The sequence below is a fragment of the Pseudomonas sp. genome (assembly GCF_050739935.1).
Taxonomy (GTDB): domain Bacteria; phylum Pseudomonadota; class Gammaproteobacteria; order Pseudomonadales; family Pseudomonadaceae; genus Aquipseudomonas.
Genome location: NZ_JBOICF010000051.1, coordinates 16,443 through 43,423, shown reverse-complemented (window position 1 = coordinate 43,423; position 26,981 = coordinate 16,443). Strand labels below are relative to the sequence as shown.

Sequence of the window (26,981 nt, the reverse complement as noted above, 5' to 3'; positions counted from 1 at the left end):
GTGTGTCAGCAAACCTTGTTTATCTGACACGCCGCTGTTCGCCAGCAAGCCGGCTCCTGCCATTGATATTCGCTAGCCGACGGACGCCCCATGATCCAGATCCGCCCCATGACCGCCGAAGATTTCGAGCGTTTCTGGCCGACTTTCCAGGCCGTGGTCCAGGCTCAGGAAACCTACGCCTACGACCCCGGTTTGACCTATGAGCAGGCCCAGCACCTGTGGCTGCAATATCCGCTTCACACCCTGATCGCCGAGGAAGACGGCGTGCTGCTCGGCAGCTATTACCTGAAAGCCAACGCCGCCGGTCCCGGCAGCCATGTGTGCAACTGCGGCTACATGGTTACTGCACAGGCAAGGGGCCGTGGCGTCGCCCGGTTGATGTGCGAGCACTCCCAACAACTGGCGGTGGACAGCGGATTCTCGGCAATGCAGTTCAACTCCGTGGTCTCGACCAACGAAATCGCTGTCGCGCTCTGGAACAAGCTCGGCTTCGAGACCGTCGGCCGTCTGCCGCGTGCCTATCGCCATGCCCGTCACGGTCTGGTCGATTGCCTGGTGATGTACAAATGGCTCGCCGAGATGCCCGCCTCACGCAAGGCCAAAAGCCCATTGCTGATCGGACGCAAGAACATCGAGTCCGTCATCTCCCGGCCCCGTCGCGGTCGGCCGGACTGACTGCCACGTCTTTGGCGAATTCAGACTGACCGGGAATCACACGGGCCAGCGGTGCCGCAGGGAGCAAAATCCCTGCATGGACGATTTCCCATGGATCTCTTCCAAAACTTGCCGGAATGCCATCTCTCTACGATTCTGTATGCACGGCCTGATTGATGCGGCCGGGTTGATAAATACGCGCCGGAGAGGCCAGCATGACCACCGTAGCCGAACTATTGAAGCTTAAAGACGAGCAGCATCGCGTTCCTCATACCATCGGACCGAATCAGATGGTCATTGAAGCGATCACTTTGATGGCGAACAAGAACATCGGTGCCGTGCCGGTTGTCCGGGACGGCAAGGTGGTCGGCATCGTCAGTGAGCGTGACTATGTGCGCAAGATGGAATTGAAGGGGCGAGCGTCGGTAGGCACCCCGATCAGCGACATCATGACTCACGACGTCAAGACCGTGGACTCCCATCGGACGGTGGGTGAATGCATGAAAATCATGACCGACCACCGTCTGCGCCATCTGCCGGTGGTGGATGATGGCCAGTTGGTAGGCTTGCTGTCGATAGGCGACCTGGTGAAAGAAGCGATTGCCGAACAGGCGCGGCTGATCGAGAAAATGCAGGAATACATTCGCGGCGAAAGTTATTGAGCGACTGATTCAGGGGTAACGCCTGGCGCAGAGGCACGGTCTCCCACGCTCATCGTAGGAGCCGGCTTGCTGGCGAATGATGAGTGTCAGCCGCAGGGTTTGTGCCTGACGCTACGCGTTCGCCAGTAAGCCGGCTTCTGTAATGATTCGTTACCAAACGAAGGCTGTGCACCGACCGTTGGATCGCCTTCATTGCACCGGCAGGAAATTCAGAAACAGCAAGCTCTGTGCATAGTTGAGCCCGATTCGCCGGTAGCGCTCGTCAAGCATTTGGGTGAGCAAATCCAGGCGCGCGACGATCTTTCCGAATTCGGTGGCGAAGCTCAGGTTGCTGCCCTCCTCCGAAATCTGGTTGGAAAACAGCATCAACTCGCCATTGGCATTCTGCCGCTGGCCCAGAAGCCAGGTGGCCTTTTCGATGTTGCGGGCGGCGTTGTTCACGAATTTCGGATTGATCTGATCGGTCATGAAGAATTCCAGTCGCCCGCCGTGGGCGGTGACCAGCATGCTGCCGATGGCATAGATGAATGCACCGACACGATCACCGAGGAAATCCGGGCTCAGGGCATAACTCAGTGCCGCCAGGTCTCGTCGATTGCCCAATTGCACCAGCGGCGTCTGCTGCTCGATGGCGTTGCGCACGTTGCGTTCGGCAGACCGGGCATCGATGAACCCTGACTTGCGCCACTCAGCCGGGTTGCGCAGGTACAGCTTGTTCATCAACAGGTACAAACTTTCCAGGTTGTCGTGCATCGTCAGGCTCGCCATGCGATCGACGCTGGTCTGGAAGAACTCCTGAGGCCGGGTTTCGCTGAATTGCGTGGCAACGTCCTGCCCGTCCTGACGGGTACAGCCCACCGCACAGAGCGTCGCAAGGCATACCGCAAGCCAGACGCGAACACGGCGGCGTATAGAGAAAAAACACAAGACTGGAACCATCTATCACAAGCTTCAACGATCTGGACCCCGCGCGAATCGCGGCGTCCCGGCCATGCATAGAGCGGCAAAACGCAGAAAAGTGCGACAGCGGGGTGAAAAGCCTCGCTTAATGATCGTCCCCCGATCCGCGAGGTAGCGCCGCCTGTGACGCTCCGCGTCACTCAGTTGGCGCGCGCGCAGTCGTTCAAGGCGGCGTTACCATGCAGAGCGTGGGCACGATCAGCATGGCCCAGTGACGAGAACTGACACAGGGATAACGCAGCGTGCATCCGCTCCGAAACCTCTTACAGATTTGACGCCGCCCTCACCTTTCACCAAGCTAGCCGCCTTCACTTGTTTTCAGGAACACCCGCGTGATGACCCCAAGCCTGCACTGGCGCCGCTTTCTGTTTTGCCTCGCTCCTTTGATCGCCCTGCTCGCCGCCTGCGACGGGGGCGCGCCGAAAACCAAGCCTTCCGAAGCCACCACGTACGTGAGCGTCGAATGGGACAAACTGCCTGCGGTCAACGATGCCGACCTGATGGCGGGCTACAACAGTTGGTTCTCGGCGTGCAAGCGTCTGGCCAGAGACCCGGTGTGGGGCACCACCTGTACCATGGCCGCGCAAGTGCCGCAGGACCCGGCAGCCGTTCGCGACTTCCTCAAGAACCAGTTGCAGGTCTACAGCCTGCGTTCTTCCGAACATGGCGCCAACGGCCTGATCACCGGCTATTACGAGCCCGTCTATAAAGGCAGCGAAGCGCAAAACGATCAGCACCCCGTCGCGATCTATGGCGTGCCAGACGATCTGATCATCGTCAATCTCGACAGCATCTACCCGGAACTCAAGGGCAAACGCCTGCGCGGTCGTCTCGATGGCCGCGTACTGCGTCCTTATGACGATGCCGCCACTATCAACGAAAAAGGCGCAAACGCCCCGGTCCTCGCCTGGCTGGAAAATCCGGTTGACCTGCAATTCCTGCAGATCCAGGGCTCCGGCCGTGTGCAACTTGAAAGCGGTCGCCAGTTGCGCATCGCTTACGCCGATCAGAACGGCCATCCTTACAAACCGGTGGGCCGCTGGCTGGTCGAGCAGGGCCAGTTGAGCAAGGATGAAGTGTCCATGGGCCGCATCCGTGACTGGGCCATCGCGCATCCGGATCGCGTCCATGAGCTGCTGGGCAGCAACCCCAGTTATGTGTTCTTCACTCTGCGGCCGGACAGCGACGAAGGCCCGCGCGGCTCGTTGAACGTACCGCTGACCGCAGGCTACAGCGTCGCCATCGACCGCAAGGTGATTCCACTGGGCAGCCTGCTGTGGCTGTCGTCGACCCGTCCCGATGGCTCGCCGCTGGTGCGTCCTGTTGCAGCCCAGGACACCGGTGGTGCCATCGCTGGCGAAGTGCGTGCCGACATGTTCTGGGGCACGGGCGATGCCGCAGGCGAACTGGCAGGCAACATGAAACAGCAAGGGCAGATCTGGATGCTGTGGCCCAAGGGCGCGGCGCTGCCTAATGCAAAGCCCAAAGAGTGAGCTTCTGAGCTGAAGCCGGTTTCGGGTTGATCTGAAACCGGTTTCAGGTATAACAGACGCCTTGTTCTCAAAGACGTCGCGCCCGCTCTCTCATGACTACCACTTCCGATTCCCCACACGATTTTCACATGGGCTGGCTGCTGTTCGCGCTGGCCATGGGCGCGTTCGCCATCGGCACCACCGAATTCGCATCGATGACGCTTTTGCCGTTCATTGCCAGCGATTTCCACAGCACTCAGCCACTGGCAGGACATGCCATCAGTGCCTATGCGCTGGGGGTTGTGGTTGGCTCCCCGGTGATCATGGTGCTGGGTGTCAGACTGCCACGCCGGGCGCTACTGGTCGGGTTGGCGGCCTTCATCGGCATCGCCAATGCCTTGAGCGCCATCGCCCCGTCACTGCCGTGGCTGGTGTTCTTCCGCTTTCTGAGCGGCTTTCCCCACGGCGCCTATTTCGGCGTCGCCATGCTGCTGGCCGCGTCATTGGTGCCGAAGAACCAGCGGGCACAGGCGGTCTCTCGGGTGTTCCTCGGGCTGACCATCGCCACTATTGTTGGCGTGCCGTTCGCGACCTGGATCGGTCAGACCGTCGGCTGGCGCTGGGGATTGGCGGTGGTCGCAGTCCTGGCCGCGATCACCGCGCTGCTGATCCGCACCTTAGCGCCGGCCTCCCCTGCCCAAGCCGACGCGAGCCCGTTGCGTGAACTGGGCGCCTTGCGCTCTCGTCAGGTGTGGCTGACCCTGGGGATCGCCGGCATTGGTTTCGGTGGGGTTTTCTGCGTCTACACCTATCTGGCGGCGACCCTGATCGAAGTCACGCGTACCTCGGACTTCATGATCCCGGTGGTCATGGCCGTGTTCGGCCTGGGCACCACGGTGGGCAATCTGGTCTGTGGTTGGGCGGCGGATCGGGCCACGATGCGCTCGGCGGGGATTTCCCTCGGGTTCACCGCGCTGGTGCTGGCGCTGTATCCATCGGCCACCGATAACCTGTGGCTGCTGATCCCGCTGGTGTTTTTCGTTGGCTGCGGCGTCGGTCTGGCAGCGATCCTGCAAACCCGCCTGATGGACGTCGCGCCCCATGCGCAATCGCTCGCAGGCGCTCTGGTGCAAAGCGCATTCAATCTGGCTAATGCCATCGGACCGTGGGTCGGCGGCATCGTCATCTCAGCGGGGTTTGGCCTGCCCGCTACCGGCTACGCTGCTGCGGCCCTGACGCTCGGCGGACTGGGAATGTGGTACTGGGCGCTCACCGATGCCCGTCGTGCCGAGCAGCGTTTCGACCGGCAGGCGGCCGGAGAAGCCTGATTGCATGGGCTAAAGACGCCGGCCATGACGCCAGCCATGCGTCATCGTGTCGCTCGCCCGATGGGCCGAAAAACCTTGTCCGCCCTGTTCGGGCAGGCATAATCGGCCGATCTATCGCGACTCGTGAGTAATCAGGCTTTGAAACATGTGACATCGTGCTCAGATCCGGTCACGGCCAGCACTTGCGCCAATGGCTCGGTGCGCCGCGCTTCCCGACGGCTGGGACAGATTTACGACGAAGCCTTCACCCAATGCGGTTTGAAAGCCACGCAGTATTCACTGTTGGCGCAAATTGCCCGCAGCGGCGAGCCGAAAATGCGCGATCTGGCCCAAGCGCTGGTCATGGACCTGTCGGCATTGGGTCATACGCTCAAACCGCTGATCCGCGATGGGCTTGTGGAACTGCAGATCGACGGAGCCGACCGCCGCTGTCGCAGGGTTCTGCTTACCACGGCGGGTCAACTCAAGTACGCCGAGGCGCGCAAGATCTCCGACCGGGTATCGCAGGTATTCGACAAGACCTTTGGCGCAGAAGAAACGGTAAAGCTGCGCCAGGCGCTGGATTTCATCGCTTCGGAGGGCTTTGCACGTTCATTGCTGAGTGAGCTGCAGGCAAGCGAAGCCTGAGTCGCTTTTTCCATCATGTTTCATTGATCGGGTTCATCGTCCGGCGTCGGAAACAGCGTATCGACCCGGTGCCGATTAGCCGAGCGCACGGGCGCCATGGCAGCGGATTCTGCAAGCTTCGTAGCCATTTCCCAGTGCCGAGCCTCCTGGCCTTCAGGCCTGCCTTCGGTTTCCCAGATCAGCTGCGCCAGTTGACGAACAGCCTCTTCGTCGACACTCATGCATGGCCCCCTTAAATATCTTTGCAATTCGTCGCCCGGCGTCAAATAGACCCCGAGGCCACCCGCTGTAACAACATTTGGCGAACCATAGACCAGCCAGTAGCGAGGCGAAAACACCCTCGCCCCCTCACACCGCTTGTAGGCGTTCGCAAGCGAAAATCTTCCCCCCTGCCCTCTGCGCATCGTTGCGATACCGCGACCACGAATCACGATCCGTCTCCTCAGGGCTGCCTGCGATTGAGCAACATACTGACGATCAAGCCTACCCCCGCCGCAGCGCCGACTGCTACCCACGGGTGGCTCTTGACGTAGCTCTTCGCGTCGCTGATCACTCGGGTCAAGGGCGGCTGTTCGGTTTGAACACCTACCGCCGAAGCCGCTGCACCGTTCAAAGCTGCGCCTTTCAGAAAGTTGGCCAAACGCTCCCGGGCGTCAGTTGTCCGGTCTTCATGCAATGCATCACCAGCAGCGAGCAATGCGTTCGTCTCGTGGATGAACGTATTGAGCTGCCTGCGGGTTTTCTCGTAGAGATCTTCGCTCAGCGTTTCAGTGAGGTTGTCGATCGTCTTGCTCATGGAGGCGTACCGTATTCGGGTGGTCGAATTGGGTTGACCAAACCTCGAATCAATTCGTTCCTGAATTCGGAACAACGGCAAGCCGGATAAACGATAGGCGCATAGCAGCGCAAAAAAAGCCCGGCTCAATGGCCGGGCCTTAAAACACGCTGACGCCTGCTAGATGCCGCGTCCACCCGAAGAAGTCTGATCGTCGTCATTCGAGCGTTTGCCAGAGGGAACAGGATCGTTACTGGTCCTGGCCGGGTGTGGAGGATCCACCTGCGGATCTGCGACATCTGGCGAATCAGGATCGAAGCCCAGATCGTCGTCGACGTTTTGCTCACCGGCGGTTGGTTGCTTAGGCGGGTTCCGAGCGCCGCGGTCGAAACCAGTCTCGTTGTTCGTTTCGCTGTTCACACCTTTCTGTGAAACGTTGCCTGGTGCATCGGGATTCATTTCCATCTCGATTCTCCATCCTCGTTGCATGGGATATCCACACACATGGGCTTGGGACGCCTGCAGAAACGAGGAGTGCCCAAAGATGGACGAGTGGTGAAGTATTGAGCGCCGCCGCTGGCAGCCATGGACCGAGGTTCGGATCAGTTCGTAATGAGCGTGCAAGCCACCAGAGACATACCAAAGCCCATGAGCACCGGCTGGTCGTAAATAAGAGCGAGGACCAGAACCGGCGCGCCAATGAGAAACATCGGATCGCGAAGAAATATGAACGCCTTCAATTCAGCACCTCCTCAGCTCAAGACGAAGCAGCATAACACCCGTCGCCTTCCATCCGTCATGCGCGCCGAGGTCTGAGCGAGTCGCCAACCTCGGCGCAATGTCGCGCAGCAAAAACAAAAAAATGTTCACCTGTGTTTTGGATATTGACACATATGTACATTCCATCCTAATTTGAGTTCATCGTCGCCTGTTGCCCTCAACGAGAATGCCGCATATGTCAAATGATCCGCTTCTGCAGCCCTATCAGCTCAAACATCTGACGCTTCGCAATCGCATCATGACCACCTCTCATGAGCCTGCGTATCCCGAGGACGGCATGCCCAAAGCGCTTTACCGCGCCTATCATGTCGAACGAGCCAAAGCGGGCGTTGCACTGACGATGACGGCAGGCTCGGCAGCGGTTTCGCGCGACAGTCCTCCGGTCTTCAACAATATCCTTGCCTATAAGGATGAGGTCGTGCGCTGGATGAGCGAGCTGACCGATGAATGCCACGAACACGGCACAGCGGTGATGATTCAGCTTACTCACCTGGGGCGTCGTACACGCTGGGATAAAGCCGACTGGTTGCCGGTGGTCTCACCCTCCCACAAGCGTGAACAATCTCACCGTGCGTTTCCCAAAAAGCTGGAAGACTGGGATATCCAGCGCATCATCACTGATTACACCGATGCGGCTGAACGGATGCAGGCAGCCGGGCTGGACGGCATCGAGCTGCAAGCCTACGGTCACTTGATGGATCAATTCTGGTCGCCACTGACCAACGAGCTGGACGGCGTATACGGTGGCTCGCTGGAAAACCGCCTGCGCTTTACTTTTGAAGTCCTGGCTTCGATCCGCAGACGTGTCGGCAATGACTTCATCGTCGGCGTTCGCTATACCGGCGATGAAGCACTCAGTGGCGGCCTGAATGCCAACGACGGGCTCGAAATTTCCAGAAGGTTGAAGGAAAGCGGACTGGTCGACTTCCTTAACGTGATCCGCGGCCATATCGATACGGACGCGGGGCTCACCGACGTGATCCCGATTCAGGGGATGCGCAACTCACCTCACCTGGATTTCGCCGGCGAAATCAGGGCTGCGACCGAATTCCCCACTTTCCACGCGGCCAAGATTCCAGACGTTGCTACAGCCAGATACGCGATCGCATCGGGCAAGGTCGACATGGTCGGCATGACCCGGGCCCACATGACCGACCCGCACATCGTGCGCAAGATTATCGAGGGGCGCGAAGAGGACATCCGCCCTTGCGTCGGTGCCAACTACTGTCTGGACCGTATTTATCAAGGCGGAGCCGCGTACTGCATCCATAACGCCGCCACTGGCCGCGAACTGACGATGCCGCATGAGCTGGCCCACGCTGACAAGGTCAAGAAAGTCGTCATCGTCGGGACGGGACCTGCCGGGCTGGAAGCAGCACGCGTGGCGGCCGGCCGTGGGCATGACGTTACCGTGTTCGAGGCCGCCGACCAACCGGGCGGACAGATTCGTCTGACAGCGCAAAGCGAGAGGCGCAAGGAGATGATCAGCATCATCGATTGGCGTATGGCGCAGTGCAACGCCAAAGGGGTCAATTTCCAGTTCAACACGTGGGCGGAAGCGAGCCACATTCGCGATTTGAATCCCGATGTCGTGGTCATCGCCACCGGGGGTATGCCGCATACCGAAGTCCTCACAGCCGGTAACGAACTGGTGGTGTCCAGTTGGGACATCTTGTCGGGAGATGTGAAACCGGGCAAAAACGTTTTGCTGTTTGACGACGCGGGTGACCACACGGCGCTTCAAGCGGCAGAAGTCATAGCCAAGAGTGGCGCCAAAGTCGAGATCATGACCCCGGACCGCGCATTCTCGCCGGAAATCATGGCCATGAACCTGGTTCCCTACATGCGCAGCCTTCAGGCACTGGACACCACATTTACCGTGACCTACCGTCTGACGTCCGTTCGACGAGAAGGCGCGCAACTGGCGGCCAGTATCGACAGCGACTACGGCCCACTCGGCAAAGAGCGCCTTTACGATCAAATCGTCGTCAATCACGGCACCATTCCCCTCGACGACCTGTATCTGGAGTTGAGGCCGGAATCGAAGAACAGTGGTGCGGTCGACTATAAGGATCTGATAGCAGGCAACCCTCAAAACGTCGTAGATAACCCGCAGGGAGCATTCCAACTGTTTCGAATTGGCGATGCCGTTGCCGCGCGTAACACCCACGCGGCGATTTACGACGCATTGAGGCTGATGAAGGATATCTGAACGCTATTGCTCAGAACGTAACCTTAGTGCTGCTTTGCGTTTGCAGCTTCAGACTTTCTTGTGTTCGCAAGTTGCCATCTACTCGCGGACTGGCGCTGTGCTTTAACGGAGATCGATTCGATAGAACCGCTGAGCATTGCCCGCGAACACAGCTTCCTGAGCTGCACGGCCCATGGGCGCGATCATCCGCGCCACGCCGTCGGCTATTGTGTCGTACGACGCTCGCAATCCGGCGACCGGGAAGTTGCTGGCGAACATGCAGCGTTGCACGCCGAATATTTCCAGGGCCGTGGTCACCACCACGCGGTTATCTTCGTAGCGCCAAGGCGAGTTTTTCAGGCCGAATTCGGACACTTTGATGTGCACGTTGGGTTGCGCGGCTAGCGCTTCCAGACCTTTGCGCCATCGGTGCATGCCTTGCTCGCTGCGGTCCCAGGCGAAACCGGTGTGGTTCAGCGCAATCTGGATCTGCGGAAACATCGCCGCGACTTCGGCGGCTTCGAGCAAGTGCCACGGCGGTACGCGCAGGTCCCATGACAGGCCGTAACGTGCCAATCGGGAAAACCCTTCGAGCCATTTCGGGTCCTGCATCGTCCCATGTGCGCCGGCCACCGAGACATCCGGCGATGCCGAGGTCACGGGCTTGGAACGTATACCTCTGACCAGGGGCCGCGCTGCCTGAGCCGCAAGTATTTCCTCGCTGTCGTCTCGATCGAACCATGCATGGCCGATGATGGCGTTGGGAAACCCACAGCGTGCATGAACGCGTTCCAACCATAGGGTCTCGGCCAGTTGCTGGTCGCGCGCGCGTTCAGCTTCGACATGTACCGTGCCGATCAGGCGTTGACGCTTTGTCAACGCAAGGAATTGTTCCGGCAGGAAGTCTTGACGCAGCGTGTGGTAGTCGCCGAGAAAAAAGTCCTCATGGTATTCGTCCTGCAACCACGGGTAATGCCCGGAAGCCAAGTCCCATAGATGATGATGAACATCGATAACAGGCAACGCATCCTCGGCGGCGAAGTTAGGCAGGCCATTGCGTTCATGTAGGGTAATCATGATCGGTCTCCTTGCTTTAGTGCGACCGGGCCGATAACGCAGTGCTCAGCGCGGTGTTTTGGACGTTCCCGAAGAAACGCGACGGTCCGCCCAGGCTCAACGGTCAGCTTATGTTTTGTGCACTCGCCGGTGTTAAGGGTGGAGAAGTTCATGGGCAAACGCTGATCGATGAAAGGGCAGATAGGCTGCCGGGGCTTGGCCAGCCATGCCCGTGGACAAAGAGATTTCATGATGGGGGCAGGAAACCGATGGAAATCCACGGAACCGCGATCAATATGAGCAGAGCCAGCACCAGCGCGCCCAAATACGGCCAGACTCGGCGCATGGCACCCGCCGGGTCGACCTTGGCGATGGCGCAGGCGGAATAAAATCCGACGCCGAACGGCGGTGCGAACAACCCAAGGCCCATGGCGAAAATCGCGACCATGGCGTAGTGCACATCGTTGATGCCCATGGCACGGGCGATCGGGAACAGCAGAGGGCCGAACAGCACGATGGCCGGGATACCTTCCAGGAAACTGCCCAAAACAATGAAAGCCACTGCCGAGATGATCAGAAAACCCAGCGCGCCACCGGGGACCGTCGACATCAGCTGTGCCAGCTGGTGAGAAAAGCCCGATTGGGTCAAGGCCCAGGCCATGGCCGTGGCGCTGCCGATGATGATTAGAATCGCACCTGACAGCGAGGCGGTGCTCACGAGGATCGGGTACAACCGACGCCAGTCGAAACAGCGATAACACAGCAAGCCGGCGATAAAGGTGTACGCCACGCCAATGGCGGCAACTTCGGTGGCGGTAGCGACGCCTTCCACTACCGCAGTGCGGATAACGAATGGCAACGCCAGCGCAGGCAGCGCGACCAGCAGGGAGCGGCCGATCTGCGCCGCGCTTGCGCGTTTGACTTCGCACGGCGCGCGCTTGCGGTTCTTCCACCAGACCACCGCCGCCATCGCGATCGCGCCGACCACCGCCGGCATAAATCCCCCTGTAAACAGCGCGGAAATCGACACCCCGGTCACCGAGCCGATGGTGATCAGGACCAGGCTTGGCGGAATGGTTTCCGACATCGCACCGCTGGCATTGAGCATCGCCACCAGTTCATTTTCATCTTCGCCGCGCTTCTTCATTTCCGGAAACAGCGCCGGGGCGATTGCCGCCATGTCGGCTGCCTTGGAACCCGAGATGCCAGAGATCAGGTAAATGGCGCCGATGAGTACATACGAGAGACCGCCGCGTACATGGCCGATCAGCGAACTCAGAAAGGCAATCATCGCCCGGGCCATACCCATGGCTTCGATCAGCGCGCCCAGGAACACGAACAGCGGAATTGCCAGCAGGATCAGGCTTGCCATGCCTTCGTCCATACGCCCCACTACCAGTGTCAGTGGGGTGTTGGTCATGGTCGACAGATAAGCGACTGTCGCCAGACCGAAAGCCACCATGATCGGCACGCCCATAAGAATCATCGTCATCACGCCGATCATGAAGAAGATGATCAGGTTCCAGTTGCCCATCAGCTGCATGACGCTCTCGGTGCTCCACAGCAATCCTGCGACGGCGCCAAGAATCGCCACCGACACCACGAAGTCGATCAGCCTGGCATTGGTCATCAGCCGCGCCACGCAGGTCATCAGCATCAATGTAAGGCCCACGGCAATCGCCGACACGCGCAAGGCATTGGGGATCTCCAGCGCGGCAGTGGTGATAATCCACTCGTCGCTGACGTATTCCCACGCCGGGGAAAACAGCATGACGATGAAGGTGATCACGATTACCGCGCCGAAGGTGTCGACGAAGGCGCGCTTTCGCGCAGACAGGCGGGCGATGAATGACGTCAGGCGCATGTGCTCGCCACGGCGCATGGCGACCACCGAGCCGAGCATTGCCAGCCAAAGGAACAGCAGCGATGCCATCTCGTCACCCCAGACGATCGGCTGGTTGAGCGCATAGCGGGAGAACACGCTGCTGAACAGCAGGATGACTTCAACGACCACCAGCAGGGCTGCGCTGCCTTCGGTCAGCCAGCGTAGCCCAGTGTCGAGAATGCGGCCCAAGAGGAAAATCGTGTGACGCGGGTGACGTCCTTCAGCGACTGCTTCGCCAGGTGCCGGGTGTCGCAGCGACTGCCGTTTCGCGGGAAGCCCTGTCGTAGAAGCCTCCGTCACAGAAATCTCGTTCTTCATGATCATGGCTCCGGCTTAGGACAATTGACCCGCGTATTGCTCAAGCAGGCTCCAGGCCTCGTCGCCATACCTCTTCTTCCACTGGGCGTAGAAACCCTTCTTCTCCAACTCCGCACGAAAGAGCGACCGATCGACCCTGTTGAAGATCACGCCCTTGGCTGTCAGCGAAGTTTCGAGGCTGGCGTTGAGATCGATCACTTGCTGACGCTGCACCAGCGCAGCGGCGTTGATCTGTTGAGCGACGATTTCCTGAACATCGGCGGGCAGCTTTGGCCAGGTCTTGCCTGAACCCAGCATCCAGCAACCGCCCCAGATGTGGTCGGTCATCGAGCAGTATTTCTGCACTTCGTAGAAACGCGCAGACTCGACCACCACCAGTGGATTTTCTTGGCCGTCGACGACTTTGGTCTGCAAGGCCGAATAGGTTTCGTTGATGGTGATCCCGGATGGCGAGGCGCCAAATGCGGTGAACATCGAACTCCACAACGGGCTGACCAACACCCGCAACTTAAAGCCGGCGAGGTCCTGTGGGGTGTTAATCGGTCGAGTCGAACTGGTGATCTGGCGGAAGCCGTTGTTCCAGACCTTGTCCATTGGGATCAGCCCGGCCTTGGCGGTTTGCGCGCGGACGTAATCACCCAGTTTGCCATCGAGCGCGGCCCACACACTGTCATAATCCTTGAAGGCAAACGGCATGCTTTCAATGGACATGGACGGAACCATGGTCGACAGAATCGCCCCTGACAGTGCGATGAGGTCCATCGCTCCCCCACGCACTTGAGACAATAAGTCGGTGTCGCCGCCCATAGAGCCGTTGGCATAGACCTGCAAGTCCACTGCACCATTGGTTTGGACGCGTATCGCCTCGGCGGCGACTTTCATCTGATTATTAAGTGGATGGGTATCGGGCAGACTGCTGGCGTAACGCAATACGATTGGCTTGGTTGCTGCAAACGCCCGCGAAGGCAGAACGCTGGCGGTAAACGCGCCGCCAACGGTCACACCTGCCGTCAGCAGAAACGTCCGTCGACTTACGGACTCGGTCAGAATACGACTCATGAAGTTCACCTGTTGTTTTTATTTTGAAGTTTGTTCAGGCGCCGGCTAATGGCGCTATGTTCCGAACTCGCGTATCACCAGCCCTTCGGCTGGGATTGATCTAACCGACCGTCATGAACGATTTACCATCACCCGCGAAAGCCGCTGGCAGCATTTTGTTACCTACTAAGCGCCACTTGTGGGGCCATCAGGTACCCCTTGGCAAATCGTATGTGCATGTTTACCACCTCCGCTTGAGAGAGTTGATAATCTATGGCATGCCAAGTGGCAACCTCGTTGAGCATTGAAAGAATACGATTAGCCGTGGCAGCTATGGGTACATTTTCGAACCAGCCGTTATTTATCCCCCGACCGATTATCGTTTCAAGTTGCGTTGAAACTTTCGCCCGGACAAGCCTGATTTCGTCCTGCTGAGCAGGGCTGAGAAATCGGAATTCCGACTTGCTCAGTCGACATCGAAACCGGTGACGCTGTATGAACATAATGTACCTGCGGATAAAATCTTCCAGCTCGTAATGCACATAGTTCCGCGTACTGGCCTTACCCAGTACCTGCGCCAAGCCGGTTTCATACTTCTCTATCAGCTCAAACAACAAGGCTTGCTTGTTTTCAATACGGTTGTATAAGGACCCGGCTTGAATGCCTATTTCCAAAGCGAGTTTCCCCAAGCTGACGGCCTGATAACCACTTTCGCAGAACATCTTGAGCGCCATCCGCAGCACTCGGTTTCGCGAAGTGCGTGTAGTGGGTTTTGGCACCCCGCTATTGACCGTTATCATATATAGAACAGATTGTCGTGTGATTGTCTTGTCGCCAACATAGTTGGATAGCCAGGAAGAGAGACCGAATCACCAGGAGTGCGATGACGCAGCATGGAACGACTGCAGCAGCCTCTCCATCCAAAAACTTATTTGATAACGCCCTGTTGGCGGAGCAACTCAAGGTGCTGGGCATTTATACCCAAACCGCCCAACACTTCATCGGTATGTTGTCCGAACAGCGGCGCGGGCATGCGAATCGTCGCTGGTGTTCGCGAAAGCTTGCCAGGAAAGCCGATGGTTTTCATCTTGCCAATGGTAGGGTGATCCACCTCCAGCACCATATCACGCGCTTGATAATGAGGATCTTCCATCGCTTGAGCGAAGTTGTTGATAGGCCCCGCAGGCACTCCCGCGTCGTCACACTTGCGCAACCAGCTTTGCATGGTGTCAGTGATGAAAATACCTTCCAGGATTTCCTCGAGCACTACCACATTCTGGCCGCGCAGATGATTGGTCGTAAAGCGCGGGTCATCCAGAAGCTCAGGACAATCGATCACGCTCTGACATAGCCGCTCCCAAGTTCGCTGGTTGGCACATCCGAGCATGATATAGCCGTCGCTGACCTTCAGCGCCTGGTAAGGAGCTGAAACGCGGTGGCGCCAACCAGTGGGTTGGGGAATGGAACCGCTGGAAAAGTACGCCGCTGCTTCCCAGGAAAACCAGGGTAGACCACACTCTGCAATAGCAATATCGATGTGTTGCCCCTCGCCGGTATTCATCTTGTTAATGTAGGCCGCCAATATGCTGTATGCGGCTGTGATGCCTGCGCCAATATCATAAACGGCAATACCTGTTTTCAACGGCCGGCGCCCGGGCTCGCCGGTCATTGACATCAGCCCGGTCATTCCTTGGGCCACCAGATCGAAGCCACCTTTATGGCTTGATGGTCCGGTCTGTCCGTAGCCAGAGATCGAGCAATAGATTATCCCTGGATTGATGGCCTTGATGGTTTCGTAGTCAATCTTGAGTGATCGCGTCACGCCAGGACGATAGTTCTCGACAATGACGTCGGCAGTTTCGGCCAAGCGGTAAAAAATCCCCCTGCCTTCTTCTTCCTTCAGGTTGATGGAGATACTTTTCTTATTCCTGTTTATCTGAGCAAAACACGTGGACTCTTCATTTATATAAGGACCCATTTGCCGGCTATCATCGCCGCCATTAGGTTTCTCCACCTTAGTGACATCTGCCCCCATATCAGCAAGAACCATCGTGCAATAAGGCCCCGCCATGATCTGGGAGATGTCTAAAATCTTGATTGAAGATAATGAAGGCATGTCTTACTCCAGCTGTTATTTTAATTACCGACCCAGCCAAGAGCGCGGTTTTTTGTTAATGAATGCATCCACCGCGTTCTTGAAATCCTGGCTCGTGTAACAGAGCTCAACGAGGTCTTTATCTGTACCTGGAGCGGGTCGGCGACTTTCCTGTATGCGCCTGACACCTTCTTTAGTTGCCTTTAGCGTAAGAGGAGCGAAGCTACATAATCTATCGGCAATGCTTCTAACTTCTTCCTCTATCTTGGTTGATTCGAAAACGTCGTTGACCAAGCCTATTCGGGCGCTTTCTTGCGCCGTGACGATTTTTGCCAGCATTATCACTTCCTTGGCTTTGCTTCCCCCAACCAAGTTCACCAGACGCGCAAGATTATTAATGGATATGCAGTTACCCAGCGTTTTGGCAATAGGAATTCCGAAACCAAGGTCAGGTGTGGCATATCGGAAGTCACACGCCATAGCAATGGCCGCGCCCCCTCCGACGCAATAGCCTTCTATCAATGCAATGGTTGGTTTTTGCACCTTCTCCAAGCGGTTGATTATCCTGTCAATCCGATGCTCGTAATTTATTGCGTGATCAGCAGTTTCGAAACTGCTGAATTGTTTTATATCGGTACCCGCAACGAAAGCCTCCCCGCCTTTGCCACGGAATACGACGACGTCGACTTCTTCATCTTGATCGAGCTCATCGCATAAGCTTTCGAGTGCATCATACATCTCCCAAGTCATCGCGTTTCTAACTTCGGGTCGATTGAATATCACCCATGCCAAACGTCCTTCCTTGATGTACTCGACGTCAGAGCCTGCCAGCTGTGCCATGTGTACCCCCTAAGCATTGTTCGCGTTCAATAAAAAACCTGTTCCAACAGTAAGATGCAAACTTCCAACTTGTTGGTGTACCGGGAATGTTATGAAGCCTTTGAAATCATGAAGGATCAACTGGTGGAAATATCCGCCCTGCACCCATCAATCCCTTTGGATCGAAGACGGCTTTGATCCCGGCTAGCAGCGCCCTTTCCGATTCGGAGGCTCTGGCCATGAACGCGGCTTGTTTCTTACGGCCAATACCATGCTCGGCACTGATACTTCCGTCATAATCGTCAACGATCTCAAAAATCCTGGCCTCAAAACGATGCAAAAGCTCTGAAACTTCACTCTTGCTTGAGCCTGCGGGCGGAAGCACGTTGATATGGAGATTTCCATCCCCAATATGGCCATAGGCGATGGTCGTGGATTCTGGCGAAATTAATCGTATCGCGGCGGTGGCCTTCTCAACACAGTCGGCCATACGGGAAATCGGTACAGAGATATCGGTGCGTAGGTGTTCTCCACGTAGCAGCTGCCCCTCGACCATGCTTTCGCGAATCTGCCATAACTGCTTAGACTGCGTTTCGCTGCTGGCCAGCACGCCATCTATAACCTCTCCAGACCCCATCGCCTTTTCCGTCAAGCATTCAAGCATTTTCGCCAAGTCGACACCGCCAGTTGCGCAAACTTCAAGAAGCACATAATTTGGGTAGACGGTATCGAGCGGATCGGAAAGTTGCGGCGAGGCTTCAAAAGCCAGTTCCATACATTGGCGGGGAATTAACTCAAATGCACAAAGCAAGTCGCTACATAGCGATCGCGCCAACGAATATAATCGGACCGCCGCTTCAACTGAAGGTACGGCCAACAGTGCTGTCTGTATTTGCTCAGGACGAGGCGACAATTTGAGAACTGCTCCTGTCACAATTCCTAATGTACCCTCGCTACCGATGAAGAGCTGTTGCAAGCTATAACCCCGGTTGTCCTTGTATAGGCCTTTCATCCCATTCCAAATTTTGCCATCAGGAAGTACGACTTCAAGGCCCAAGACCAACTGGCGCATCATGCCATAACGTAAAACGTTGACGCCTCCAGCATTGGTGGCAATATTTCCACCTATCTGGCAACTCCCTTGCGCCCCTAATGATAGAGGGAAAAAACAATCCACTTGGAGCGCTGCGTTCTTTATATCTTCAAGGATGCAGCCACTGTCTACCGTCATGGTGAAGTTAAGAGGGTCAATTCGACGAATTTTCGTCATTCTCTCTAGACTGATGACCAGTTCCGGGTAGTCGATATCAGGTAAGGCGCCGCCGACCAGCCCGGTGTTTCCCCCTTGGGCGATCATGCGGATCGAATACTCATGACACAATGAAACGACCTTGGAGACTTCCGCTGTATCTCTGGGGCGTACCACGGCTAACGGTGTCCCTAATTGATCGCCCGCCCAGTCTTGGGCATAGCGTCCATAATCTTTGGGGTCGTGCAATACACCGTTCACACCCAGGATTTCAGTTAGACGCTCTACAACTTCTGCCTCGGTAAGATTCATTTTATTATTGGCCTAATATATTTAACTTACTGTTTTATAATAAGAAATTTGCCATTTCTAGCTAAGGCTTGCTTGATAGTCGCCGCTGAAACTCCGACTGGCCTGCGACCTTCTACACTCATCATCACTCGCGCCACCGCTGACCGCGTTGGTAAGAACGGCTGTGCAGGTAAAATGAATTATGAACTCATAATTCATTACCTGCAACCTCGTAGCCTCTCGGTTTCGCCATTCGGCAGCCATGAATCTTCCAGGTTTCTCAATATTTCTGAGCAAAAGTCCCGGAATAGCGGCTCTTTAGCGGACGTATGCTTCGTTACGGGGTCACGAAGGTTCAGCGTCGCTTACTAAAGTCAATCGCTTGGTTGAATCGTTTCATCGGCGCATCTATGACCCCAAATACAAAAATTGAGCTCGCGGTAGGGGCAGATAAATCGGCGCCATAAACATGATTAAGCCATTATATTTCCATATAAATCAGTAAGTTAACAAAGTTCTATGTCGCTTTAAGCGCGTCGAAAAACCGTCAGGCACTTTCCTTGCGAATTATGAATTATGAGTTCAGAATGAAAAAACGACGTCGCACGCCCCTCTCCATGGTCATGGCTTCACAGTGAAAGCTAGCTGAAGGCTCTCAGAGTGCTGCCTAACGCAACATCAAGGCGCCTCGTTTTCTGCGCCCCAAGCGGATCGGGACAAGGTCAAAGCGGGTTGCGTCGCTTAAGGTCGATAGCACAATAAATAGAATAAGGTGAAAACATATGACCACGCCTCAACCCCCCATTCGTCCGACTCGCGTCAGACACATCGTGTTGTGGCTGACAGTCGCCGCCTACATGATCACTTATATGGACAGGGTGGTCATATCGATTGCAGCACCCGCCATGCAACGGGAGTTCGGATTCTCAACGGTAGCGCTGGGCTATATGTTCGGAGCCTTTCAGTTGAGCTATGCGCTTTTCCAGATCCCCGGAGGCTGGCTGGGCGACCGATTTGGTGCGCGGCGTGCGTTGACAGGCATAGTCGCGTGGTGGTCAATCTTCACAGCCCTCACTGCGTTGACCTGGTCGACAACGTCGCTCATCGCCTGCCGCTTCCTCTTCGGCATGGGCGAGGCAGGCGCTTTCCCCAATGCCACGCGCTCGCTTTCTCGGTGGATGCTTCCCTCGGAGCGAGGTTTTGCACAGGGTATTACTCATGCAGGCTCACGGGTTGGCGGCGCACTTACCCCGGTTGTTGTGGTAGCTATCATCGCTGAATGGGGATGGCGTTCGCCGTTCTTCATATTTGCTCTAGTTGGTTTGCTGTGGGCGGCTGTTTGGTTCTGGTTCTATCGCGATACCCCCAGTGAGCACTCCATGACCAATGATGGGGAACGGAAATTGATCGCCTCTGCGCTAGGCGCTAGCTCGGCAGCCGGTCGAGATCGTAAAAGCGTTCCTTGGGGCCAGCTCTTAAGGAGTCGCCAGCTCTGGCTGCTCTGCTCCACATATGCTTGTTATGCCTACGTTATGGGCATTTTTCTTACGTGGTTCCCGAAGTATTTGATGGATGCCCGGGGGTTCTCACTCCAGGAAATGGGGCTTTATGCCAGCCTTCCGCTTTTAACTGCGGTGATTGGTGATATCTGCGGTGGTTCGGCTTCCGACTATCTGCTCAAGCGGTCGAAGAACCTTAAATCGTCACGGCGTACCGTAGCAATTGTGGGATATTCCCTCGCCGCTGCTGCGATCGTGCCGGCTGTGTTGGTATTCAATCCGCTGATCGCCGTGGGTTGCTTTTGTGTAGCACTATTTGGCTTGGAACTCACTGTAGGGGTCTCATGGGCCATCACTCTGGATATAGGTGCCGAGTATGCCGGTTCGGTGGCGGCCATTATGAATAGTTGTGGAAACCTCGCTGGCGCTAGCGCTGCGGCATTGACTGGTTATCTAATCACCCTTTATGGCTGGGACCTTGCGTTTCTAGTGCTGGCGGTACTTTGTGCCATTGCTAGCGTGCTATTCATAAGAATCGACGCGTCAAAGCAAATTTATTCGGATAATGAACTTCCCGAGTTACGTGTCATAGCGCACACGGAATAACGCTGCAGCGAGGTTCAGCCGATACCCGCCCCTGGAGTCAGGACTGACCTTTCCCGTCAGGAGTGTGTCAAGCATGCCCCATTGAGGTCGACGATAGGCGATGCTCGATGAGGCACGCGTGACCCTAAACCGATATTGTCGATCATGTGATTTACGGTTTCTTCGGATATGGTAATGGATTTCGTTTCAGCGGTCGGTCCTCTTGGTTCTCCGCGTCCGGCAGACGTGGCGCTTGTGTCAGCACACGTCGCCGCCTTTGTATCGGAGGGCGAGAGGGCCGGATGTATGTTCAATAGGTAGGTTGGCAATGGTATGACTTGTGCATAAAGCGATACGAAGCTAACATAAAGGCTTTGAAATTTGCATCACTGACTTTTCATCTAGTTAGTCTGCTTGTAAACCCGGAATGGGAACAAGCAATCGCGCCTTTGAGTGAATACCCTTGGATAAGATTAAACAGAACACTTTGCATGGGGAGGTAGCCGCCCGTATTCGTGACATGATTGATCAGGGCGTATTACCCCCTGGCTCTCGGGTCCCAGAAAAACAGTTGTGCGAACAGTTTGGTGTTTCCCGCACACCTTTGAGAGAGGCTCTCAAGGTGTTAGCGTTTGAAGGCTTCGTCGAATTGATGCCTAATCGAGGCTCTCGTGTCGTCAAGTTAACCAAAGCGTCCCTTAGAAATACTTTCGAGGTTATGCAGGCCTTGGAAGCGCTGGCCGGTGAGCGAGCATGCGAGCGTATAAATGAGGCTGAGTTTGAAAATATCGAAATGCTCCATAAATTAATGCTGTCTCACTACAAAAGCGGCGACATGCAGCAATACCTTCTGGTTAACCAGCAGATTCATGAGGCAATAGTCGAAGCTTCTAAAAATGACGTGTTAATTAATGTTTACAAAAACTTGAACCAACGTGTGAGACATGTGCGCTTTACAGCCGAAATTAGCACGAGCTATTGGTCGCGCGCGATAAAAGATCATGAAATTATGGTCGACGCATTGCGGGATCGAGATAGCCTCGCTCTGGGCGATGTCCTCCGGCGCCACCTTCGAGACAAAGTCGAAGTATCTGCCATCGCTCAAATGGCCGATTAAGACTTAGAATTTTCCTATTCACACAAAGAGGAGTGAGAAGTTCTAAATCGTCAGGCAAGAAGCGATGACAGTCGACATGTTAAAGATTGCTGCCGGTGATTTGCGATCTTGCCTTCGGGGGCCAAGTAACAAGTGGCTTCGGCTGTAGATCAGCGACAGCGTTCTTCGCCTCCCCGAAATACCTCCCCCCTCTCCTCCCCGGCCAAGTCCGATGCGACTCCGCATACGAGCGCGCTTGATCAAGTAGTCGATGCTGGAAGGCATGGATTTGATCTGCCATCCCTGCATTGTTGCTGACAGCCTGTGGCATTGAAAAAAAAACCCTCACTCAGGATCAATTATCGATGATGAGGGCCTTCCTTCAGCTTGCCGTAGCCGATCTGAAACGGCTCCATCGCACGGAACGTCGGTGGAGTCGTGGAGATCATTCTCGCGGTGTGGATCAGCTTTGGCACAAGCTCCAAGGTGGCTCGCTCAAAGCTCCAGTACGCTGTCGAGACCGATAAATTCACTGCGGCGACCGGCTCCCCCCTGATGTTATAAACGGGCACGGCAAACGCAAGGTCACTGAGATAGAACTCTTCAATGCTGTATGCAAAACCTGTTTCACGAACCTTCGCGATAATGCTCATCAGCGTCTCGATATCCGTGATGGTATGTGGCGTAAATTTCGGCCGCTCCATACTTGCGAGCATTTGTTCTACCTGATCATCGGGCAAAGACGAAAGGAACGCGCGGCCTGCTGATGAGCAGAAGATAGGCAGACGTCTGCCAACTGGCATATGCACGACCGCGCGATGCGGGCTCGGAAACCGTCCGATGTAAACCATTTCCAGGCCGTCGAGTTCGGCAAGGTTGACGGTTTCGCCTGTCTGGCGATTCAAGTCCAGAAGATACGGATTGGCGCGTTCCAGCAGGACGTGCGCCTGCAGGTAGCGATATCCATTGTCCAGCGTACGTGGCGATAGCGAGAACCGCTTTGACGCTGCGTCTTTTCGTAACAGTCCCAGAGCGACCAGCGTATGAGTGAAACGCTGCGCCGCACTTTTGGTAACACCCGCAGCTTCAGAGATCTCCCTGAGATTCATCGTGGGTCGCTCGGTCGTGAATGAATCAAGGACGGCCAAGCCCGTTGCCAGCGACTGAACGAAAAGTGGTGACTCATGTGGCTCCATGAAGCTCTCCGGCGAAATTATGGTGCAACGCTGTGTGCCAAGCACTGAAACAGGGCGGTTGCGGTGACCGCCGCGTTCATCAGCTGCACTTTAACGCCTCCTTTTTAAATCATCATGTCCTTATCTATCTTATTCAAACTCAACCATATCGCTGTGCGATACGAGGATATTGGAATCGGCCCAAGCTCTGCATCTATGAGGGATATCTATCTACTCGTGAGTTCTGCTGAAGATGGCAAATTTTCAACTTCACCGTCCGGAGGCGATTGTCATCGGTGCTGGCATCGTCGGCCTTTGTACCGCTTACTTCCTCGTCGAGGCAGGAATGCCGGTGACGATTATTGACCCCTCCGAACCTGGTGCCGAATGCTCCTCGGGCAATGCGGGGTCGCTCGCGTCCGGCGCCGTGGCACCTTTGGCTATGCCGGGTGTTTTGAAACAGGCCCCTAGCATGCTGCTCGATCCCACCGGGCCGCTCTATGTGCCGACCGGATATTTGCTTCAGGTTGCTCCATGGATGGCCCGCTTTGTGGCTGCTTCGCGTCAAACCAGGGTCGCCGAAATTGCTCAAGCGCTTCACGCCTTGATCGGGAACGCCGTAGCGGACCACAAGAACATGGCGAGCAGGACCGGCTGCCGGGACCTGATATCCGACACCGGCCAACTGCACTTATATCCGGATCAGCGAAGCCTCGAAAAAGACAATGCTGCGTGGGCATTGAAGCGGCAGTACGGCTTGATTGCGGAGCACATTGGCGGCGCAGAAATTCGCTCTTTGGAGCCTGCAGTCAGCTCGGATTACCAGGCGGGATATCACCTGCCTGATCAACCTTGGGTCAAGGAGCCAAAACTTTATGCCTCGCGAATAGCAGATCATCTTAAATCGCGAGGTGTGCGATTCATCCGTGATCACGTCCAGAGCCTTTCACGAGACGTTACAGGGTGGAGCATCCGCGGTCGGGCGGCCGATTATTTCGCTACGCAGGTGGTGCTCGCCGCCGGCGCGTGGTCTGCGCAGTTGCTACGTCCGTTGGGGATAAAAGTCCCGCTTGAGTCACAACGCGGTTACCACCTGCGCTTCGCCGGGGGCGGTGTTGACCTGCGGCGGATAGTTGTCCTGGCAGACCGAAAGGTGTTCATCACGCCAATGCAGAACGGCCTGAGGGTCGCTGGTACTGTGGAATTCGGTGGCTTGAAAAGGCCCCCTAGCACCGTCCGCGCCGGATTGCTTGCAGGCCATGCCAAGGCAGGACTCCCAGACCTCAACATCTCATCCCCGGCCGAATGGATGGGGCATCGCCCTTGTCTCCCTGACTCCCTTCCCGTCATCGGCGAAGTGCCGCACCAAAAAAATCTGTGGTGCGCTTTTGGCCATGGGCATCTCGGATTGACCGGTTCAGCCGGCACAGGTCGGCTGCTTGCGCAGGCAATGTCAGGGGTCGCAAGCGCCCAGAGAACGCTCTCGCCATTTTCGATCAGCCGTTTCTGACCCATTCAACGCAAAGGAGCTAACCATGATTCATTGCATCACCCGTCACCAGACCAACGCCCGAATGAGCCGCATCGTCGTGCATGCGGGCACGGTCCATCTTGCAGGCGTGGTCGCCGCCGACCGAAGCGGGGACATCAAAGCCCAGACCACCGAGGTGCTTAGACGCATCGACGAGTTGCTCGTGTCTGCTGGCAGCGACAAAACCCGATTGTTGACAGCGCAGATCTGGCTCAAGGACATAGCCAACGACTTTGAAGGTATGAACGCGGTATGGGATACGTGGCTGCCACAGGGCTGTGCTCCCACCCGCGCTACATGCCAGGCATTGCTTGGCGCCCCGGACATGCTCGTTGAAGTTATCGTCACGGCAGCTGCGTGACTACATATTCGCACACAACCATTCCCCATTATTGCGCCACTTCAGGAGACTTCCGATGCTTTCCCGATTGATCAAGCTGAGTACTTGCGCGGCCCTGGCAATTCCCATGTTGATAGGCAGCGCCCAGGCCGAAGACATACTGCGCGTAGGTGCGACACCGACCGCTGTACCTTTCAACTTTCTGGACACAAAAACCAACACCCTTCAAGGGGTAATGATCGATATCACCGAAGCCTTGGGTAAGGAGCTCGGATTCAAGCCTGACCTGCGCCCCATCCCTTTTGGCGGACTTGTTCCGTCACTGCAGACAGACAAGATCGACATGATCAGCTCGGCGTTCGCTATCAATGCACAGCGCGCTCAGGTGGTGGATTTCTCCGATGAGCTGTTCGCCTACAGCGAGGAGGTCGTCGCCAACACCAAAGACAAAACCGCCTATCACAGTAGCGCTGATTTTGCAGGCAAGACCGTTGGCGTACAGACCGGCACGGTGTCGGTCGAGCCAATGAAAGCCCAGCAGGGCATCAAAGAGTTGCGTATGTACGACAGCATGTCGGACATGATTCGCGAGGTTGCTTTGGGCCGCATCGATGTCGCTGTCGGGGACGGTCCGGTGATGCTTTACACCGTTAAACAGTCTGGATCCAGCAAGCTGCGGGTGGCAGACGACTACAAGAAGCAGATCCGTATCGCCATAGGAGTCGCAGTGCGCAAAGGCAACAGTGAACTGCTTGCCCGTATTAATGGCGGTATAGCCAAGATCAAAGCGACCGGCTCCCTGGACGCGATCCTCACCAAGTGGAACGTGAATAAGCTTTGATTCGAAATCACGGGCATCACTCGACGTTGCCCGCATTGTGAGGACGCGATTCTATGTTTGAAGGTTTTTTCAATCAGGCAATCGAGTACTTTCCGATACTTATGGAGGGTGCTTGGACAACTGTAGGGCTCACTCTTTGCGCCCTCATCATAGGAACGGTTTTGGGGCTATTCTGGGCGCTGCTCCGAGTGAGCAATATGCGATTCCTGGCCGAGGGTTCACGCTATCTGACCAATGCCATTCGCGGCATTCCAATCATCGTGATCCTGTTCTACCTCTACTTCGTGCTGCCAGAAATGGGTGTGGACATGAGTGCCTTTCAAGCCGGTGCAATCGGCTTGGGGCTGGCGTACTCAGCCTACATGGCCGAGGTGTTTCGTTCTGGCATCGAAGCCATTGATCCCGGTCAGAACGAGGCTGCTCAATCCATCGGCATGGGCCGCGCAATGACCATGCGCCGTGTAGTTCTCCCCCAAGCTTTGAAGATCGCGCTTCCGCCGTACAGCAATAACATGATCATGCTGCTGAAGGACTCGTCTCAGGCGTCGATCATCACCGTTGTGGAGCTCTCCATGCAGGGCAAACTAATCGCCGCGGCGTCGTTCAATAACGCCAATATTTTCACCTTGGTGGCGTTGATGTACCTGTGCCTGAGCTTGCCGCTGATGGGGCTGGCCAGCTGGCTTGAACGCAAATATAAAAGGAGCGCACGATGATCCGCATCGACGATATCACCAAATCATTTGGCCAACATCAGGTACTCCATGGCATCAGCGCGGAGATCAAGCAGGGCGAAGTGGTGTGTTTGATCGGCCCATCGGGTTCGGGAAAATCGACGGTTCTTCGTTGTATCAACGGACTGGAAAGCTACGACGGTGGCCAGATCACGATTGACGGCATGAAGGTCGAGGCGAAGTCCAAGAACATCCGGCAGATTTGCCGCTCGGTCGGCATGGTTTTTCAGAGATTCAACCTCTTCCCTCACCGCACTGTATTAGACAACGTGATCGAAGGCCCGGTGTACGTGAAGGGTGAGTCCCTCGACAAAGCTCGCAAACGTGGCAAGGAACTGCTCGACCGCGTCGGCCTCGGTGCCAAGTATGACGCATATCCGCTTCAACTTTCCGGTGGTCAGCAGCAGCGCGTCGCGATCGCCAGAGCGCTTGCGATGGAGCCCAAGGCAATCCTATTCGATGAACCGACCTCTGCGCTCGACCCCGAACTGGTCGGCGAAGTGTTGGCCGTCATGAAGAGCCTCGCTCAGGAAGGCATGACCATGGTTGTAGTGACGCACGAAATGGGGTTTGCCAGAGCCGTATCGACCCGAACGCTATTTCTGGAGGGCGGCAAGATCGTAGCTCAAGGATCTTCATCAGAGATTTTGAGCAATCCCACGAATGATCGAATGAAGGATTTCCTGCGCCGCGTTTCCCATTCTTGATCCCGCGTGTGCTGGAGTGCTTCGTCAGAATGCGCGCTGAATAGTGCCAAAAGCGGCGCAAATTTGTGCCAAATCCGGTGCGGACTTACACAGTTTTGCGCAGATTTGCGCAGGCCAAAAACGAAAAAGGGAATCAAGCCCGTAAGTGGCTGATTCCCTTTACAAAATATGGTCGGGACGGAATGATTCGAACACTCGACCCCTAGCACCCCATGCTGGGCCTTTTTGGCGCGCAACCCCCCTGATTCGTATGTAAAACTGCCGATAAAAGGA

At 56.1% G+C, this 26,981-nt stretch carries 24 protein-coding genes and 1 pseudogene; 13 read left to right on the top strand and 12 right to left on the bottom strand.

What is annotated here, in order from left to right:
- Positions 1–90: 90 nt before the first annotated feature.
- The gene (locus ACRER8_RS08850; RefSeq protein WP_431745949.1) at positions 91–675 is read left to right on the top strand and encodes an N-acetyltransferase family protein; all 585 of its coding nucleotides are present in this window, start codon (positions 91–93) and stop codon (positions 673–675) included.
- A gap of 194 nt (positions 676–869) precedes the next feature.
- Positions 870–1,316, top strand: a complete 447-nt coding sequence (locus ACRER8_RS08845) for a CBS domain-containing protein (RefSeq protein WP_431745948.1) — start codon at positions 870–872, stop codon at positions 1,314–1,316.
- Between the two features lie 189 nt (positions 1,317–1,505).
- Here ACRER8_RS08845 and ACRER8_RS08840 read toward each other — a convergent pair whose 3' ends face one another.
- The gene (locus ACRER8_RS08840; protein ID WP_431745947.1) at positions 1,506–2,255 is read right to left on the bottom strand and encodes a hypothetical protein; all 750 of its coding nucleotides are present in this window, start codon (positions 2,253–2,255) and stop codon (positions 1,506–1,508) included.
- 356 nt (positions 2,256–2,611) lie between these two features.
- Here ACRER8_RS08840 and mltA point away from each other — a divergent pair, with 356 nt between their 5' ends.
- The 3 genes from mltA to ACRER8_RS08825 all read left to right on the top strand — a co-directional run bounded on the left by mltA (position 2,612) and on the right by ACRER8_RS08825 (position 5,703).
- Positions 2,612–3,769 (top strand): murein transglycosylase A, encoded by a 1,158-nt coding sequence (mltA, locus tag ACRER8_RS08835; RefSeq protein WP_431745951.1) that lies wholly within the window; start codon positions 2,612–2,614, stop codon positions 3,767–3,769.
- 128 nt (positions 3,770–3,897) lie between these two features.
- Positions 3,898–5,076: an MFS transporter gene (locus ACRER8_RS08830; protein ID WP_431745946.1), complete on the top strand. Its 1,179-nt coding sequence runs from the start codon at positions 3,898–3,900 to the stop codon at positions 5,074–5,076.
- Positions 5,077–5,223: 147 nt separating this feature from the next.
- Complete coding sequence (locus tag ACRER8_RS08825) at positions 5,224–5,703, top strand: MarR family winged helix-turn-helix transcriptional regulator (RefSeq protein WP_431745945.1); 480 nt, start codon at positions 5,224–5,226, stop codon at positions 5,701–5,703.
- A gap of 80 nt (positions 5,704–5,783) precedes the next feature.
- On the opposite strand, the pseudogene ACRER8_RS08820 reads toward ACRER8_RS08825, so the two are convergent.
- The 3 genes and pseudogenes from ACRER8_RS08820 to ACRER8_RS08810 all read right to left on the bottom strand — a co-directional run.
- Positions 5,784–5,924: pseudogene (locus tag ACRER8_RS08820) on the bottom strand (DUF2934 domain-containing protein); the annotation flags it as partial.
- Positions 5,925–6,145: 221 nt separating this feature from the next.
- Complete coding sequence (locus ACRER8_RS08815; RefSeq protein WP_431745944.1) at positions 6,146–6,499, bottom strand: glycine zipper domain-containing protein; 354 nt, start codon at positions 6,497–6,499, stop codon at positions 6,146–6,148.
- 159 nt (positions 6,500–6,658) lie between these two features.
- A complete protein-coding gene (locus ACRER8_RS08810; RefSeq protein ID WP_431745950.1) occupies positions 6,659–6,898 on the bottom strand; it encodes a DUF6021 family protein in 240 nt (79 codons plus the stop codon).
- A 535-nt stretch (positions 6,899–7,433) separates the two neighbouring features.
- On the opposite strand from ACRER8_RS08810, the gene ACRER8_RS08805 reads away from it, so the two are divergent.
- Positions 7,434–9,470, top strand: coding sequence for an FAD-dependent oxidoreductase (locus ACRER8_RS08805; protein WP_431745943.1), 2,037 nt, complete (start codon positions 7,434–7,436; stop codon positions 9,468–9,470).
- A gap of 102 nt (positions 9,471–9,572) precedes the next feature.
- On the opposite strand, the gene ACRER8_RS08800 is transcribed toward ACRER8_RS08805, so the two are convergent.
- The 7 genes from ACRER8_RS08800 to ACRER8_RS08770 form a co-directional block, all read right to left on the bottom strand.
- Positions 9,573–10,526, bottom strand: coding sequence for an amidohydrolase family protein (locus ACRER8_RS08800; protein WP_431745942.1), 954 nt, complete (start codon positions 10,524–10,526; stop codon positions 9,573–9,575).
- A gap of 226 nt (positions 10,527–10,752) precedes the next feature.
- Positions 10,753–12,708, bottom strand: a complete 1,956-nt coding sequence (locus tag ACRER8_RS08795) for a TRAP transporter large permease subunit (RefSeq protein WP_431745941.1) — start codon at positions 12,706–12,708, stop codon at positions 10,753–10,755.
- Positions 12,709–12,723: 15 nt separating this feature from the next.
- Positions 12,724–13,767, bottom strand: a complete 1,044-nt coding sequence (locus ACRER8_RS08790) for a TRAP transporter substrate-binding protein (RefSeq protein WP_431745940.1) — start codon at positions 13,765–13,767, stop codon at positions 12,724–12,726.
- Between the two features lie 158 nt (positions 13,768–13,925).
- Positions 13,926–14,480 carry a TetR/AcrR family transcriptional regulator gene (locus ACRER8_RS08785; protein ID WP_431745939.1) on the bottom strand — a complete coding sequence of 185 codons (555 nt, stop codon included), beginning with the start codon at positions 14,478–14,480 and terminating at the stop codon, positions 13,926–13,928.
- 194 nt (positions 14,481–14,674) lie between these two features.
- A complete protein-coding gene (locus ACRER8_RS08780) occupies positions 14,675–15,862 on the bottom strand; it encodes a CaiB/BaiF CoA transferase family protein (protein WP_431745938.1) in 1,188 nt (395 codons plus the stop codon).
- A gap of 24 nt (positions 15,863–15,886) precedes the next feature.
- Entirely contained in the window at positions 15,887–16,681 is a 795-nt protein-coding gene (locus tag ACRER8_RS08775) for an enoyl-CoA hydratase/isomerase family protein (RefSeq protein WP_431745937.1), read from the bottom strand.
- A 106-nt stretch (positions 16,682–16,787) separates the two neighbouring features.
- A complete protein-coding gene (locus ACRER8_RS08770) occupies positions 16,788–18,221 on the bottom strand; it encodes an FAD-binding oxidoreductase (protein WP_431745936.1) in 1,434 nt (477 codons plus the stop codon).
- A 761-nt stretch (positions 18,222–18,982) separates the two neighbouring features.
- Between ACRER8_RS08770 and ACRER8_RS08765 the strand changes: the two genes are divergently transcribed.
- Together ACRER8_RS08765 and ACRER8_RS08760 are read left to right on the top strand one after the other, a co-directional pair.
- Complete coding sequence (locus ACRER8_RS08765; protein ID WP_431745935.1) at positions 18,983–20,305, top strand: MFS transporter; 1,323 nt, start codon at positions 18,983–18,985, stop codon at positions 20,303–20,305.
- Between the two features lie 442 nt (positions 20,306–20,747).
- Positions 20,748–21,401, top strand: a complete 654-nt coding sequence (locus ACRER8_RS08760; RefSeq protein WP_431745934.1) for a GntR family transcriptional regulator — start codon at positions 20,748–20,750, stop codon at positions 21,399–21,401.
- A gap of 338 nt (positions 21,402–21,739) precedes the next feature.
- Here ACRER8_RS08760 and ACRER8_RS08755 read toward each other — a convergent pair whose 3' ends face one another.
- A complete protein-coding gene (locus tag ACRER8_RS08755; RefSeq protein ID WP_431745933.1) occupies positions 21,740–22,576 on the bottom strand; it encodes an IclR family transcriptional regulator in 837 nt (278 codons plus the stop codon).
- 232 nt (positions 22,577–22,808) lie between these two features.
- Here ACRER8_RS08755 and ACRER8_RS08750 point away from each other — a divergent pair, with 232 nt between their 5' ends.
- From ACRER8_RS08750 to ACRER8_RS08730, 5 genes are read left to right on the top strand one after another with little or no spacing between them, the layout of a single operon-like run.
- The gene (locus ACRER8_RS08750; RefSeq protein WP_431745932.1) at positions 22,809–24,065 is read left to right on the top strand and encodes an NAD(P)/FAD-dependent oxidoreductase; all 1,257 of its coding nucleotides are present in this window, start codon (positions 22,809–22,811) and stop codon (positions 24,063–24,065) included.
- A 25-nt stretch (positions 24,066–24,090) separates the two neighbouring features.
- Complete coding sequence (locus ACRER8_RS08745; RefSeq protein WP_431745931.1) at positions 24,091–24,447, top strand: RidA family protein; 357 nt, start codon at positions 24,091–24,093, stop codon at positions 24,445–24,447.
- Between the two features lie 55 nt (positions 24,448–24,502).
- The gene (locus ACRER8_RS08740) at positions 24,503–25,267 is read left to right on the top strand and encodes a substrate-binding periplasmic protein (RefSeq protein WP_431745930.1); all 765 of its coding nucleotides are present in this window, start codon (positions 24,503–24,505) and stop codon (positions 25,265–25,267) included.
- Between the two features lie 53 nt (positions 25,268–25,320).
- Entirely contained in the window at positions 25,321–25,983 is a 663-nt protein-coding gene (locus ACRER8_RS08735; RefSeq protein WP_431745929.1) for an amino acid ABC transporter permease, read from the top strand.
- The gene (locus ACRER8_RS08730) at positions 25,980–26,708 is read left to right on the top strand and encodes an amino acid ABC transporter ATP-binding protein (RefSeq protein WP_431745928.1); all 729 of its coding nucleotides are present in this window, start codon (positions 25,980–25,982) and stop codon (positions 26,706–26,708) included. The genes ACRER8_RS08735 and ACRER8_RS08730 overlap by 4 nt, the downstream gene beginning before the upstream one ends.
- Positions 26,709–26,981 lie beyond the last annotated feature (273 nt).

What these genes read in the sequence shown, in the direction of transcription:
- ACRER8_RS08755 (WP_431745933.1), bottom strand. Translation starts at nt 22,576, where the DNA reads ATGGAGCCACATGAGTCACCACTTTTCGTTCAGTCGCTGGCAACGGGC.
- ACRER8_RS08730 (WP_431745928.1), top strand. Translation starts at nt 25,980, where the DNA reads ATGATCCGCATCGACGATATCACCAAATCATTTGGCCAACATCAGGTA.
- ACRER8_RS08745 (WP_431745931.1), top strand. Translation starts at nt 24,091, where the DNA reads ATGATTCATTGCATCACCCGTCACCAGACCAACGCCCGAATGAGCCGC.
- mltA (WP_431745951.1), top strand. Translation starts at nt 2,612, where the DNA reads ATGACCCCAAGCCTGCACTGGCGCCGCTTTCTGTTTTGCCTCGCTCCT.
- ACRER8_RS08775 (WP_431745937.1), bottom strand. Translation starts at nt 16,681, where the DNA reads ATGGCACAGCTGGCAGGCTCTGACGTCGAGTACATCAAGGAAGGACGT.
- ACRER8_RS08815 (WP_431745944.1), bottom strand. Translation starts at nt 6,499, where the DNA reads ATGAGCAAGACGATCGACAACCTCACTGAAACGCTGAGCGAAGATCTC.
- ACRER8_RS08735 (WP_431745929.1), top strand. Translation starts at nt 25,321, where the DNA reads ATGTTTGAAGGTTTTTTCAATCAGGCAATCGAGTACTTTCCGATACTT.
- ACRER8_RS08785 (WP_431745939.1), bottom strand. Translation starts at nt 14,480, where the DNA reads ATGGCGCTCAAGATGTTCTGCGAAAGTGGTTATCAGGCCGTCAGCTTG.
- ACRER8_RS08770 (WP_431745936.1), bottom strand. Translation starts at nt 18,221, where the DNA reads ATGAATCTTACCGAGGCAGAAGTTGTAGAGCGTCTAACTGAAATCCTG.
- ACRER8_RS08780 (WP_431745938.1), bottom strand. Translation starts at nt 15,862, where the DNA reads ATGCCTTCATTATCTTCAATCAAGATTTTAGACATCTCCCAGATCATG.
- ACRER8_RS08740 (WP_431745930.1), top strand. Translation starts at nt 24,503, where the DNA reads ATGCTTTCCCGATTGATCAAGCTGAGTACTTGCGCGGCCCTGGCAATT.
- ACRER8_RS08845 (WP_431745948.1), top strand. Translation starts at nt 870, where the DNA reads ATGACCACCGTAGCCGAACTATTGAAGCTTAAAGACGAGCAGCATCGC.
- ACRER8_RS08805 (WP_431745943.1), top strand. Translation starts at nt 7,434, where the DNA reads ATGTCAAATGATCCGCTTCTGCAGCCCTATCAGCTCAAACATCTGACG.
- ACRER8_RS08800 (WP_431745942.1), bottom strand. Translation starts at nt 10,526, where the DNA reads ATGATTACCCTACATGAACGCAATGGCCTGCCTAACTTCGCCGCCGAG.
- ACRER8_RS08790 (WP_431745940.1), bottom strand. Translation starts at nt 13,767, where the DNA reads ATGAGTCGTATTCTGACCGAGTCCGTAAGTCGACGGACGTTTCTGCTG.
- ACRER8_RS08840 (WP_431745947.1), bottom strand. Translation starts at nt 2,255, where the DNA reads ATGGTTCCAGTCTTGTGTTTTTTCTCTATACGCCGCCGTGTTCGCGTC.
- ACRER8_RS08795 (WP_431745941.1), bottom strand. Translation starts at nt 12,708, where the DNA reads ATGAAGAACGAGATTTCTGTGACGGAGGCTTCTACGACAGGGCTTCCC.
- ACRER8_RS08830 (WP_431745946.1), top strand. Translation starts at nt 3,898, where the DNA reads ATGGGCTGGCTGCTGTTCGCGCTGGCCATGGGCGCGTTCGCCATCGGC.
- ACRER8_RS08750 (WP_431745932.1), top strand. Translation starts at nt 22,809, where the DNA reads ATGGCAAATTTTCAACTTCACCGTCCGGAGGCGATTGTCATCGGTGCT.
- ACRER8_RS08765 (WP_431745935.1), top strand. Translation starts at nt 18,983, where the DNA reads ATGACCACGCCTCAACCCCCCATTCGTCCGACTCGCGTCAGACACATC.
- ACRER8_RS08850 (WP_431745949.1), top strand. Translation starts at nt 91, where the DNA reads ATGATCCAGATCCGCCCCATGACCGCCGAAGATTTCGAGCGTTTCTGG.